The organism is Pseudomonas sp. MS19 (assembly GCF_013277615.1).
Taxonomy (GTDB): Bacteria; Pseudomonadota; Gammaproteobacteria; order Pseudomonadales; family Pseudomonadaceae; genus Aquipseudomonas; species Aquipseudomonas marincola.
In genome coordinates, this window is the sequence record NZ_VBTO01000005.1 from 417,151 (window position 1) to 429,832 (window position 12,682).

A 12,682-nucleotide genomic window follows, 5' to 3' on the forward strand; every position below is an offset into this window, starting at 1 on the left:
CGCATAAACTAAAACGGCCACTCGAAAGTGGCCGTTTTAGTTTAAGAAGTGGCTATTAGCTATCAGTTAGTTGTAATTAACAAACACTACGTAAGCATCCCGGCTATTGGCTGCCAAGTTGAGTTTATACCGCGCAGAGAAGTAACCGTTGTCGGTACGCTCGGCTGAGGGCGCTTGCAGGTCTTGCAAGGCCAGCGGGTGAGGTGGGCTGGATATGTCGCGGGTGTTGGCTTTGACGTTACGCAGGGTTTGAAGCTCGAAATGGGCGCTATGCGCCGCGTTAGGGCACTTGTCGAAATCGATGTTGGAGTCATTCAAGTTCGCCTGGCAGGTCGACTCGGTAATCGCTCCTCTGAATGAGATGCTCCCGGCCGATGCCTGGCCCATCAGAGTAGCGCTGGCAAGTAGTATTAAAAATGTATTTCGGGCGCTGTTAATCGTATTCACGACTCACCTATTTATTATGCCTGGCTGGCTATCTTTATTACTGTCGGGCTTTAGGGTTGGCGGGTAACTCCGTGCCACTACTTGTCGTCCGATGATGTCCCTACTGCGCCTTGAGTTGTTTATCTCAGGTGTAGCTTTTGTTATCACGCGGTATTGGCCGAAGTTGTGGACTCGGTTCGATTTAGCTTATTTATTTTTCGGCCGCGGGCTTTTTTGAGTGCTGGGTTTCAGTTGCCGGCGGAATTTGCGCGTAAGCGCGAATTGTTTGCGACTGGCAGCTTCCTGAACCGCCCTGTAACGAATTTGTTACGCGCTGGTGGCGTCCATTGCGGTGGTTTTGAGCGGGAGGCGGGGTGTAATGAAATATTTACGCGCGGGCGGCGTAAACCATTGTTTTCGGCGTTTAGGGGCGCTTGTTTGCGCAGGGTTTAGGGAGTGATATGGGCACATTCCCGTTCGCCACAGAACTGCGGCGGGCGACCCTGACAACAATAAAAGGAGGCGAAATGAACGCCGTGAGCAAAATTGCCCAGCACAACCCGATTGGTACCGACGGCTTCGAGTTTGTCGAATACACCGCCCCAACGCCGGAAGGCATTCAGCAGTTGCGTGAACTGTTTGTCGCCATGGGTTTCACTGAAACGGCCAAGCACCGTTCCAAGCAGGTTTTCCTGTTCCAGCAGAACGACATCAATTTCGTCCTTAATGGCAGCCCGACTGGGCATGTGCGCGAGTTCGGCCTCAAGCATGGCCCAAGCGCCTGCGCCATGGCATTTCGTGTCGAGAACGCCGCCCAAGCAGCCGCCTATGTAGAAGCGCAGGGTGCGAAACTGGTCGGCAGCCACGCCAATTTCGGCGAACTGAACATTCCGTGTGTTGAAGGGATCGGTGGCTCGCTGCTGTATCTGGTTGACCGTTATGGCGATAAAACCATATACGACGTTGACTTTGAATACATCGAAGGTCGCTCGCCCAACGACAATGCGGTGGGCCTGCAAACCCTCGATCACCTGACTCATAACGTTAAGCGCGGGCAGATGGATGTCTGGTCCGGCTTTTACGAGCGCATCGCCAACTTCCGTGAAATCCGCTACTTCGACATCGAAGGCAAACTCACCGGTTTGCTCTCGCGTGCGATGACTGCGCCGTGCGGCAAGATCCGTATCCCGATCAACGAATCGGCGGACGACAAGTCGCAGATCGAAGAATTCATTCGTGAATATCAGGGTGAAGGCATCCAGCACATTGCCCTGAGCACTGAAGACATCTACGCGACCGTGCGCCAATTGCGTGCCAACGGCGTCGATTTCATGCAAACCCCGGGCACTTACTACGACAAGGTTGATACCCGTGTCGCCGGCCACGGTGAGCCAACAGAAGTCCTTCGCGAACTGAACCTGCTGATCGACGGCGCGCCTGGCGATGACGGCATTCTGTTGCAGATTTTCACCAATACCGTGATTGGGCCGATTTTCTTCGAGATCATCCAGCGCAAGGGCAATCAGGGCTTTGGTGAAGGCAACTTCAAGGCGCTGTTCGAATCGATTGAAGAAGACCAACTGCGTCGCGGTGTGATTTCTGCCGATTGAGCCGCTGGCCAATCGCAAGGCTTAACCTGCGGTTTTAGCTGGTTGTTCCAGCAAAACCGCACAAACTTCTTGATAAGGTCGTTTAGATGAAACTTGCCTCTCTGCAACAAGGCCGTGACGGCATTCTGCTGGTGGTCTCGCGGGATCTTACCCGCGCGGTCAAAGTGCCTGCCATTGCCGCCACCCTGCAAGCTGCGCTGGATGATTGGGCCAATCTCCGTGCTCCGCTGGATGCGGTGTATCAGCGCCTCAACGATGGCCTTGAGGCGGACTCCTTTGCCTTTGACCAATCGGCGTGCCACAGCCCGTTGCCGCGCGCCTTTCATTGGGCCGATGGCAGTGCCTATGTGAATCACGTGGAGTTGGTGCGTAAAGCCCGTGGCGCCGAAATGCCTGAAAGCTTCTGGCATGACCCGCTGATGTATCAGGGCGGCAGTGATGCCTTCATCCCGCCGCACAGCCCGATTCGCATGGCAGATGAAGCCTGGGGTATCGACCTTGAGGCCGAACTCGCAGTGATTACCGATGACGTGCCGATGGGCGTGAATTCGGCCGATGCTGCGGGTCACATCAAGCTGCTGATGCTGGTCAACGATGTTTCGCTGCGCAATCTGATTCCCGGAGAACTGGCCAAGGGCTTCGGTTTTTATCAGAGCAAGCCGTCATCGAGCTTCTCGCCGGTGGCGATCACCCCTGATGAGCTGGGCGATAGCTGGAAAGACGGCAAGGTGCAGCGGCCATTGGTGTCGCACATCAACGGTCAGTTATTTGGCCAGCCGGATGCCGGCACCGACATGACCTTCAATTTCCCAACGCTGGTGGCGCATGCGGCAAAAAGCCGGCCGCTGGGCAGTGGTACGGTCATTGGTTCGGGCACCGTTTCCAACTACGACCGCAGCGCGGGGTCTTCTTGCCTTGCTGAGAAGCGCATGCTTGAAATCATCGAGCAGGGCGAAGCTAAAACACCGTTCCTCAAGTTCGGTGATCGGGTCCGTATCGAAATGTTCGATGCGGCGGGCCACAGTCTGTTTGGCGCTATTGATCAGGCTGTAGAACGCTATGAGCCATGAGCTGACGCTCTATTCCTACTGGCGCTCCAGCGCAGCCTACAGGGTGCGGATTGCGCTTAATCTCAAGGGTTTGGGTTACCGGCAATTGCCGGTTCACCTGGTTCGTGATGGCGGCCAGCAATTAAGTCCCGAGTATCAGGCGCTCAATCCGCAGGCATTGCTGCCGTTGTTGGTTGACGGTGATGTGCGCATTGCGCAGTCGCTGGCGATTCTGGAGTACCTCGAAGAAGTCTATCCGGTGCCGGCCTTGCTGCCCGCCGAGCCTGCTGCGCGGGCTCAGGTGCGGGCGCTGGCGCTGCACATCGCCTGCGAGATGCATCCACTGAACAATCTGCGGGTGTTGCGTTATCTGTCTGGCGAGCTGGATGTCAGTGATGTGCAGAAAACCGCGTGGTATCAACATTGGCTGCACACCGGCTTCAAAGCGGTAGAGGCGGGGCTGGCGGTCTTTGATGGCAAATTGTCACTTGGTCAGCGTCCCGGATTTTTCGAAGCCTGTTTGATCCCACAGGTGTACAATGCTCGCCGTTTTAACTGTGACCTCGATGCGTACCCACGCATTCTTGCCATGACGGCGCGTTGTGAAGCTCTCGATGCCTTTAAACAGGCGGCTCCCGAGGTGCAACCCGACGCAGAATAAGGTTTATCCGACCTTGCGGGGCGCCACATGCAAACGTTTAGCAGGCATTGCTGCGCTCCATAGCGCAGCGTGAAGGCGCGTTTGTCTGGGCCCTCTACATTCCGTCGCACCACGAGTGCGGCGGGTTCGATTCCGTCACAGATAAAAACAACAGGTGACGTATGACCCGAGCTACACCTAAAAACCTCTGGCTCTCACGCTGGGGCTTTATCCTTGCGGCAACTGGCTCTGCGGTAGGGCTGGGTAACATCTGGAAATTCCCCTATATCACAGGCGAGTACGGCGGCGGTGCCTTCGTGCTGATGTACCTTGCCTGTATTCTGGCCATCGGTATTCCGGTCATGATGACCGAGATCGCCATTGGTCGCCGTGGTCGCGGCAGCCCGATTGACGCCATTGGCCGCGTGGTTGAAGAAAACGCCGGTAACCCGTTGTGGAAAGCCGTCGGCGGCATGGCCATGCTCGCAGGCTTCATGATCTTGTGCTTCTACGTGGTCGTCGCGGGCTGGGCGTTTGCCTACACCTGGATAATGCTCGACGGCTCGCTGGCGGCCACCAGTGTTGAGGCACTCGGCGCTGCATTCGAGGCGCACAACGCCAATCCCTGGCAGTTGGGCGGTTGGAGTGTGCTGGTTGCATTGCTAACCCTGTGGATCGTCGCCAAGGGCGTGCAGAAGGGCATCGAGAACTCGGTTCGCTGGATGATGCCGGGCCTCGCGGTAATGCTGGTCGCGCTGGTGGGTTATGCCTACAGCAGCGGCAGCTTCTCGGCCGGCTTCGACTTCCTGTTCACCTTTGATGCCTCGAAAATCACCGGTGAAGCATTGCTGGCGGCATTGGGCCACGCGTTCTTCACCCTGAGCCTGGCCTCGGGTGCGATCCTCACTTATGGCTCATACATCCCGGATGGCCAGTCCATTGCCCGTACCACCTTCATGGTAGCCATCTGCGACACGGCTGTGGCACTGCTGGCGGGTCTGGCAATTTTCCCGATCATTTTCGCCAACGGCATGAGCCCGAGCGCCGGGCCGGGCCTGATCTTTATGAGCCTGCCGCTGGCCTTCCAGCAAATGCCAATGGGCACCGTGTTCGGCGTTCTGTTCTTCGCCATGGTGTCGATCGCAGCGCTGACTTCAGCCATCTCGATGATCGAAGCAACGGTTGCCTACCTCAACGAGAAGCACGGGGTTAGCCGGATCAAGGCTGCGCTGGTTTCGGGTGCGGTGTTGCTGGTCATCAGCATGCTGGCGATGCTGTCGTTCAACCTCATGGCCGGCTGGACGCCGATGGGCAAGAACTTCTTCGACTGGCTGGACTACCTGACATCGCGTTGGATGATGCCGCTGGGCGGGATATTCATCGTGTTGCTGGCGGGCTACGCACTGCGTGACGAGATCATGCGTGAAGAGCTCGACTTGCCGCCATTCGGCTACGCACTGTGGTTGTTCATGGTGCGCTACGTATCGCCGGTGCTGATCATGATCGTGTTCCTCAATGCCCTTGGCTGGCTGGGCTTTGATCCGATTGCTGGCTGGTATTGGATTGCCGGTGCGATTGGCCTGCTGACCATCCTCGGCGAGGTCATGTGGCCGCGCGTGGTGCCTGTTCTGGCAGGTCGTTAAACACCTCCGGGCAGCAAAGAAAAAAGCGTACGGCGCGAGCCGTGCGCTTTTTTTATGCCTGCGATTCAAGCGCCAAGGTCGGTACCAACCTGCGGCTGAGTGGCGGGAACCTGCCAAATTCAAGGTTAAGCTCAGCGTGAACTTGCCGATATAACACTTTGGATATAAGACGATCTGCACGCATTGCTGATCAATCTTGCGCGCCAGAGGCGTCGATGATTAGGACAAGGAGTGATGGCATAAGGCTTGCTATCGCAATCGTCCAACAAATACTGCTGCTGGCCCGGGCTGTCGCGAGGCCCGCCGGTGCAGTGAATAACGATAATGGAGTGATTCTATGCTGTTGCCTGTTTCCCGCGTATTTAGCAACTTTGCCGTCGGCAAAAAACTGCTCGGCGGGTTTACCGTCGTGTTGCTGTTAACGGCGGCGGTGGCGCTGACGGGCTATTGGGCGGTAGAGGCTGTTGCCGGGCGACATGAGCAGGTCAACCGTTTCAGTGCGATCGACGTGGCAGTGCTCAATGCGCTGCGTTTCGAGGGTGATTATGCGCTGAAACAAACCGCCGATACGGCATCGCGGACCCGCGATCAGTTCGACGTGGTCAAGGGTCTGCTGGATGAGCAACTGAGCCGCGACGATGGCCACAACAGCGCCCAGTTGGAAGCCATGGGCACTGCTTTAGAGCAGTATCGTCAGCAGTTCGATCAGTTTGTGGCGCTGACCGACAAAGCGCGCCAGGCGCGCGAACAAATGAGCAGTGCGGCGGGCGAGGCGCGTGATCAGTTCGAAATGATCGAGTTCGAAATGTACGACGCCGTGCGTGAACTGCGCCTTGAAGGCGACAAATTAAAAGGCAGTGATCCATTAACGCTGGCGGAGACAGCATCGGGGTTGAGCAAGCGCATGCTCGACCTGCGCAGCAATGAGAACCTGTACATCATTGATGGTTCGGCCGACGCCCTGCGCGACTGGAAGTACACCAATGAAGACCTGGAAACGGTCGCGCGCAACCTGATGATCTGGCTCGATGATGATCAAAAGACCTCGATTGATAAAGCCTTGCAGGCGCTGAAGGTGTATCAGCAGGCCTTCAATAACTACATGCAAGTGGTCAGCGATGGCGATGCTGCCGAGGCCACCATGCTTGAGGCTGCTCATGCAGTGCTGGCGCTGGTTGATCAGGCCAAGGTGGCGGAAGCTGCAAGCATGCAGGGCATTCGCCAGCAGGCATTGCTGGCGCTGATCGGCATGGCTGCCGCTGCGGTGCTGATCGGAGTGATTGCAGCCTTGCTGATCACCCGCTCGATTGTCGCGCCATTGCGCCAAGCCGTTACCTTTGCCGAGCAGATCGCTGCCGGTGACCTGAGCCGTGACATCGTCTGCGAGCGGGCCGATGAGGTCGGACAGTTGATGTCGGCCATGCAGCGCATGACCCTGAGCCTGCGCAATTTGATCGGGCACATTGGCGGTGGTGTCAGCCAGATTGCTGCTGCCGCAGAGCAGCTTTCGACCATTACCGCGCAGACCAGCGTTGGCGTGCAGCAGCAGAAACTTGAAACCGAACAGACGGCAACGGCCATGCACCAGATGGCCGCCACTGTGCAGGAAGTTGCTCAGAACGCCGATCAAGCGTCTCTGGCTGCTCGCGAGGCCGACAGTGAGGCGCAGCAGGGCAATAGCGTGGTGCAGGAGGCGGTTTCGCAAATACACAGCCTGGCAGGCGAAGTTGAGCAGTCGGCACAGGCCATTGAAGCGCTTAATCTTGAGAGCGAGCGCATTGGCAGCGTGCTTGAGGTGATCCGCTCGGTTGCCGAGCAAACCAATCTGCTGGCGCTCAACGCCGCGATTGAGGCGGCGCGGGCTGGCGAGCAAGGTCGTGGTTTTGCGGTAGTGGCAGACGAGGTGCGGGCCTTGGCGCAACGTGCGCGCACCTCAACCGAAGAGATCGAAACCCTGATCGCCGGGCTGCAAGACATGGCCAAGGGCGCTGCAGAGCAGATGGGCAGCAGCTTGAAGCTGACGCGGCGCACGGTTGATCTGGCCCTTGATGCGGGTAATGCGCTGGGCCGCATCACTTCGTCTGTCAGCACCATTGAGCAGATGAACCAGCAAATCGCGGCGGCCGCTGAAGAGCAAAGCAGCGTGGCGGAAAACATCAGCGAAAGTGTGACTCGAGTGCGCGACATTGGCGAGCAGAGCGCCACCGCGAGCGAGCAAACCGCAGCCTCCAGCGCCGAGTTGGCGCGCCTTGGGCTTGAGTTGCAAAATCTGGTTCGCCAATTCCGCACGGCGTAAATCATTGCGCGCAGGCTAGTCGTTCGAGTCTGCGCGCAAGTGGGCGAGTGGCGCTTGGTTTAGCGGGTTTGACTGATCAACGGCTTGGCCAACTCGCTGGCCCATATCGCCAAGGGTACCGGCGTATCAGGGTGCCAGATGCGGGTCCAGAGCAGTTCCAGGCGATCCAGATCGCCCCGGGCGACCGGCCAACGCTCAACCGTGCTTTGCAATTGCCATTGGCCGTTTTGCCAGTGAGCAAAGTCGAAGCGGAAAGGATGAAACCCGGTCATGCCCAAGCGCAAATCAGTGACAATCAAATAACTTTCAGCCTCTTTCTGCCTGTCAGCGCTCAGGCCATCAGCCGCTAAGTTGCTATGAGTTCGGGAGTCCCCACGCTGGCCGTCAATTCGGTCGTAACGCAACAAACCATCAGTAAACCAGGCCAGTCGCGCATGTGCGGGCGAATCCTTGAGGGCTTCTGCCAATTGCGTGCCGCGTGAAATCCGTTCGAGTACAGGCGGGCTATGGTCAAACCAGCCGGACAACGCTTCATAGTAATCATCGCCATCGAGCACCATCACCCGCCAGAGCAGGCTATTGAACGGCGTGGGCGAGCTGAATATCTGCTCAGCATGGATCCCTTGTTTCGCCAGTTGCGCTTCGACCCGGTGTTCGGCAACGTTTTTACCCACCACAGTGCTGGCCAGATACGCCGTTGATAGTGCCAGCGCGATGGCGGGTGCCTTGGCGAATCTGCCCTTCAGGCCGTAAATCAGGCCAAGCGCCATCGCCGCCAACAATGGCAAGGTGTACAGCGGATCGATGATGAATATGCTCGACCAGGCAGTGGGCGTCGGCGTCAGCGGCCAGAACAATTGGGTGCCATAACTGGTGAAGCTGTCGAGCAATGGATGGGTGGCGAGCACCAGCCACAGGGTTAACAGCAGGCGTTTACCCGAATAGCCAGGGTTGGGTGCAAAGCGCCGGATCAACAGCGTCAGCACTATTGCCACGGCGCTCAACACCAACAGGGAATGGCTGAAGCCGCGGTGATAAGTCATGTCTGCTACTGCATCGCCGTAATCGATCAGCACGTCCATGTCCGGCAGCGTGCCGAGCAGCCCGCCATAGAGCAGGGCTTTACGACCTTGCCAATGACCGAGCAGGGCGCCCTGAATGCCGGCGCCGAGCACCACTTGAGTCAGTGAGTCCATGATTCAACCTTGCGATGGAGATGAGGCAATTCGCCTAAATTAGCCTAAGCGCCTACGCGGTGGCACTGAAAAAGCGTGATTAAAATTTACCGGGCTCAGGCTTAAACCCAGCCCGGGTGCGAGTCGGGTTATGCTTGCAGCTCATTTATCAAGAATTGCGAGCATGCTGGAAGTCTCAAATAGCGTTCATTTGCCAGACGATGAGGTCGAGCTTACGGCTATCCGCGCTCAGGGTGCGGGCGGGCAAAACGTCAACAAGGTATCGAGCGCCATGCATTTGCGCTTCGACATTCAGGCCTCCTCATTGCCGCCGTTCTACAAGGAGCGTTTGTTGGCGCTGCGCGACAGCCGGATTACCGCGAGCGGTTTGATCATTATCAAGGCGCAGCAATACCGCACGCAGGAACAAAACCGCGCGGATGCACTGGAACGTCTGGTTGAGTTGATCCGCAGTGCGGCTAAAACCGAAAAAGCCCGGCGCCCGACCAGGCCAACTCTTGGCTCCAAGAAGCGCCGGCTTGAGGGCAAGACCAAGCGCGGGGCGATCAAGGCCGGCCGCGGCAAAGTCGATTTTTAATCACGGCAGAGCACGTCGGTGGCCGGCGTTGGCTCTGAGGATTCATGCGTGAACAGAGCTGTTTTGCGCCGTCTTTTTTGATTAAAGTTCAGCAATGAAATCGACCCTTGATGAGTTACAAGCCTACGTCGCGGTCATTGACTGCGGCTCTATCAGTGCGGCTGCAGAATTGCTGGAACAGACTGCATCCGCCGTTAGCCGGGCTCTCAGTCGGCTTGAAGAAAAGCTCGATGTAACCCTGTTGCGGCGCACCACCCGGCGGCTGGAAATCACCGAGGAGGGGCAGGCATTTCTGCTGCAGGCGCGCAAGATCATCGCCTCGGTGGAAGAGGCCGAAGAACAGATGGCCCTGCGCAGGCAAAAGCCGGCCGGACGCCTGCGGGTAAATGCGGCCTCGCCGTTTATGCTGCATGTCGTGGTGCCGCTGGTTGACGGGTTCCGGGCGCTGTATCCGGATATCGAGTTGGAACTCAATAGCAGCGATCAGATAATCGATCTGCTCGAGCAGCGCACCGATGTGGCGATACGTATTGGCCCGTTGCGTGACTCGACCTTGCACGCCAGGCCGCTTGGCAGCAGCCAGCGGCGCGTGCTGGCAAGTCCTGCATACTTACAGCGCGCCGGCGTGCCCGAATCGGTCGATGCGTTGAGGCAGCATTGCCTGATCGGTTTCACCCAGCCAGAAAGCCTTAACCTGTGGCCGCTGCGCCATGCGCAGGGTGATGGCTGGATGATCAACCCAGCCTCTATGCCTCAAGTGGCGAGACAATCCGCCAGTTGGGCTTGGCTGGGAACGGCATCGTGTGCCTGTCGGACTTCATGACCGCAGCGGATTGCGCGCTGGGTAATCTGGTGCAGGTTTGCCCGCAGGACACGCTCGAATCGATGCAGCCAATCAATGCCGTGTATTACCGCAACACGGCATTGGCGGCGCGGATCACCTGTTTCATCGATTACCTGAGCAGTCATATGGTCAGGTGATGATCGCGCCGATTCTGCGAGGCTGGCGTCAGGGAGCTCAATGGCTGTGCGCCTCTGCCTGCAGTTCATCACGTGCCTGGCGAGTGACCTGATACGCGGCGCTGATGGCCAGGCTGGCCATGATGCTGGCAACAATCAGGTCAGGCCAGGCGCTGCCGGTGCCGAATACACCCAGTGCGGCAATCAGAACGGCAATGTTGCCGATGGCATCGTTACGGGTGCACAGCCAAACGCTGCGCATGTTGCTGTCGCCTTCACGGTAGGCGTAAAGCAGCGCTGCCGTCAGCAGGTTGGCAGCTAACGCGAGCGTACCGATCACGCCCATGGTTTGCGCTTCGGGCACCACGCCATTGACCGCGTGCCACACGGCCACAATCAATACGCCGCAGCCGAACACCAACATCGAGAACGCTTTGAACAGCGAGGCCTTGGCGCGCCATACAACGGCCATGCCGAGTACCCAAAGGCTGATGCCGTAGTTGGCGGCGTCGCCGAGGAAGTCCAGTGAGTCAGCCAAAAGCGACACCGAGCCGGCCTGGAAACCGCTGGCAATCTCGACCACGAACATGGCGAAGTTGATGATCAATGCCAGCCAGAGGATTTTCCGGTAGCCCTTGTCCGGTGGTGTTTGCGGTGTATGAGCGCAGCAATTTGCAGACATTTTGCTTCTCCTGTCAGGTAATGAGCGCTACGCTAAACCCTGTAGTCACTACGGAGTCAACAGGTGAGTAAGCCATTTACCATCAGTGCGCTGAGCCGCGAAAGTGGCGTTAACCTCGAAACTATCCGCTTCTATGAGCGTAGCGGCCTGTTGCCGGAACCGCACCGCAGCGCTTCCGGTTATCGTCACTATCAGCCGGTGGATGTAGACCGCGTGCGCTTTATTCGCCGTGGTCGCGAGCTGGGTTTCAGTCTCGACGAAATTCGTACCTTGCTCGGCTTGGCCAGCCAACCGCATCGCTCATGCGAGGCTGCCGACAAACTGGTACGTGAGCACATTGCGGCGATAGATGAACGTGTCCGCGACTTGCAACGCATGCGTGCCGAGCTGGCCAAGCTTGAGGGCTGTGAAAGCCATGAGGCGCAGCATTGTCGACTGCTTGAGGCGCTGGACAATCGCGCCTGCTGTATCGAGCCTTTGCAACTGGATAGCTAAGCGCGGCTGTCGGGCCTTCACTTGGCGCAGAAGCAAGTGAAGGCCCAATGACTCTGCGGTTTGTCGCTGCAAGCGCCAGTCAGCGCGCCGCGCACAGGGCAATGCAGTTATCGAGCATGCGGTTGGAGAACGCCCATTCGTTGTCGTACCAAGCCATTACTTTGAGCAGGTTGCCGCTGACGCGCGTGTGGTTGGCGTCGAATATCGACGACAGTGGGTTGTGATTAAAGTCGCATGACACCAACGGCAGGCTGTTATAGCCGAGTACAGATGATCGTTCGCTGGCGGCAAGCATCATCGCATTGACCTCATCGCGATTGGTCTGGCGTTGAACATTCAGGGTCAGATCCACCAGCGACACATTGATCACCGGTACGCGCACCGCCATGCCCGTCAACTTGCCGGCCAGTTCCGGCAGCACCAGGCCTACGGCTTCGGCAGCGCCCGTCTTGCTGGGAATCATCGATTGGGTGGCTGAGCGGGCGCGATAAGGGTCGCTGTGATACACATCGGCCAGGTTCTGGTCGTTGGTATAGGCGTGAATGGTAGTCATCAGGCCATTTTCGATGCCCAGTTCGCGATGCAGCACTTGCGCGACCGGGGCCAGGCAGTTGGTGGTGCAGGAAGCGCTGGAAATAATCTGGTGTTCGGCGCGCAGAATGTCGTGATTCACCCCGAATACCACGGTTGCGTCAGCGCCTTTGGCGGGCGCCGAGATAATCACCTTGTTGGCGCCGGCCTTGAGGTGGGCGGCAGCCTTGCTGCGTTCGGTGAATAATCCGCTGCATTCGAACACCACATCGACCTGTAGTTTTTGCCACGGCAATTGCCCGGGATCGGCAATTGCACTGACAGCGATGCGGTCACCGTTTACGCTAATACTGTGGTCATCGTATTCGATGCTCGCATCGAACAGGCCGTGTACGCTGTCGTGCTTGAGCAGGTGGGCATTTATGGCGCTTTCGCCGAGGTCGTTGATGGCAACGACTTGCAGATGCTGGCGGTAATCCTGCGTATACAGCGCGCGCAGGACGTTACGGCCAATTCGACCAAAACCATTGATAGCGATACGCAGCGTCATAAGCTTGTCCGTTTTTGGTTTTGTTGT

Annotated in this window: 11 protein-coding genes and 1 pseudogene; 8 read left to right on the forward strand and 4 right to left on the reverse strand. The window is 57.8% G+C overall.

What is annotated here, in order from left to right:
- Nucleotides 1-66: 66 nt before the first annotated feature.
- Entirely contained in the window at nt 67-318 is a 252-nt protein-coding gene (locus FEZ62_RS04325) for a hypothetical protein (protein ID WP_172926918.1), read from the reverse strand.
- A gap of 635 nt (nt 319-953) precedes the next feature.
- Here FEZ62_RS04325 and hppD point away from each other — a divergent pair.
- The 5 genes from hppD to FEZ62_RS04350 all read left to right on the forward strand — a co-directional run bounded on the left by hppD (nt 954) and on the right by FEZ62_RS04350 (nt 7,664).
- The gene (gene hppD / locus FEZ62_RS04330) at nt 954-2,036 is read left to right on the forward strand and encodes a 4-hydroxyphenylpyruvate dioxygenase (RefSeq protein WP_069900461.1); all 1,083 of its coding nucleotides are present in this window, start codon (nt 954-956) and stop codon (nt 2,034-2,036) included.
- Between the two features lie 86 nt (nt 2,037-2,122).
- Nucleotides 2,123-3,106, forward strand: coding sequence for a fumarylacetoacetate hydrolase family protein (locus tag FEZ62_RS04335; protein ID WP_172926919.1), 984 nt, complete (start codon nt 2,123-2,125; stop codon nt 3,104-3,106).
- Nucleotides 3,096-3,746, forward strand: a complete 651-nt coding sequence (maiA, locus tag FEZ62_RS04340) for a maleylacetoacetate isomerase (protein ID WP_172926920.1) — start codon at nt 3,096-3,098, stop codon at nt 3,744-3,746. The genes FEZ62_RS04335 and maiA overlap by 11 nt, the downstream gene beginning before the upstream one ends.
- Nucleotides 3,747-3,907: 161 nt before the next feature.
- Nucleotides 3,908-5,368: a sodium-dependent transporter gene (locus FEZ62_RS04345; protein ID WP_172926921.1), complete on the forward strand. Its 1,461-nt coding sequence runs from the start codon at nt 3,908-3,910 to the stop codon at nt 5,366-5,368.
- A gap of 337 nt (nt 5,369-5,705) precedes the next feature.
- Nucleotides 5,706-7,664: a methyl-accepting chemotaxis protein gene (locus FEZ62_RS04350; RefSeq protein WP_172926922.1), complete on the forward strand. Its 1,959-nt coding sequence runs from the start codon at nt 5,706-5,708 to the stop codon at nt 7,662-7,664.
- 59 nt (nt 7,665-7,723) lie between these two features.
- Here FEZ62_RS04350 and FEZ62_RS04355 read toward each other — a convergent pair whose 3' ends face one another.
- Nucleotides 7,724-8,860 carry a metal-dependent hydrolase gene (locus FEZ62_RS04355; protein ID WP_172926923.1) on the reverse strand — a complete coding sequence of 379 codons (1,137 nt, stop codon included), beginning with the start codon at nt 8,858-8,860 and terminating at the stop codon, nt 7,724-7,726.
- A 163-nt stretch (nt 8,861-9,023) separates the two neighbouring features.
- Between FEZ62_RS04355 and arfB the strand changes: the two genes are divergently transcribed.
- Nucleotides 9,024-9,437 carry an alternative ribosome rescue aminoacyl-tRNA hydrolase ArfB gene (arfB, locus tag FEZ62_RS04360; protein ID WP_172926924.1) on the forward strand — a complete coding sequence of 138 codons (414 nt, stop codon included), beginning with the start codon at nt 9,024-9,026 and terminating at the stop codon, nt 9,435-9,437.
- A 94-nt stretch (nt 9,438-9,531) separates the two neighbouring features.
- Nucleotides 9,532-10,418, forward strand: a pseudogene (locus FEZ62_RS04365) (LysR family transcriptional regulator).
- 37 nt (nt 10,419-10,455) lie between these two features.
- Here the strand turns inward: FEZ62_RS04365 and FEZ62_RS04370 are convergent.
- Nucleotides 10,456-11,079, reverse strand: coding sequence for a cation transporter (locus FEZ62_RS04370; RefSeq protein ID WP_172926925.1), 624 nt, complete (start codon nt 11,077-11,079; stop codon nt 10,456-10,458).
- 63 nt (nt 11,080-11,142) lie between these two features.
- Between FEZ62_RS04370 and FEZ62_RS04375 the strand changes: the two genes are divergently transcribed.
- Nucleotides 11,143-11,574 carry a helix-turn-helix domain-containing protein gene (locus FEZ62_RS04375; RefSeq protein ID WP_069900452.1) on the forward strand — a complete coding sequence of 144 codons (432 nt, stop codon included), beginning with the start codon at nt 11,143-11,145 and terminating at the stop codon, nt 11,572-11,574.
- 79 nt (nt 11,575-11,653) lie between these two features.
- Here the strand turns inward: FEZ62_RS04375 and gap are convergent, their stop codons facing one another.
- Nucleotides 11,654-12,655 (reverse strand): type I glyceraldehyde-3-phosphate dehydrogenase, encoded by a 1,002-nt coding sequence (gene gap, locus FEZ62_RS04380; protein ID WP_172926926.1) that lies wholly within the window; start codon nt 12,653-12,655, stop codon nt 11,654-11,656.
- Nucleotides 12,656-12,682: the final 27 nt, after the last annotated feature.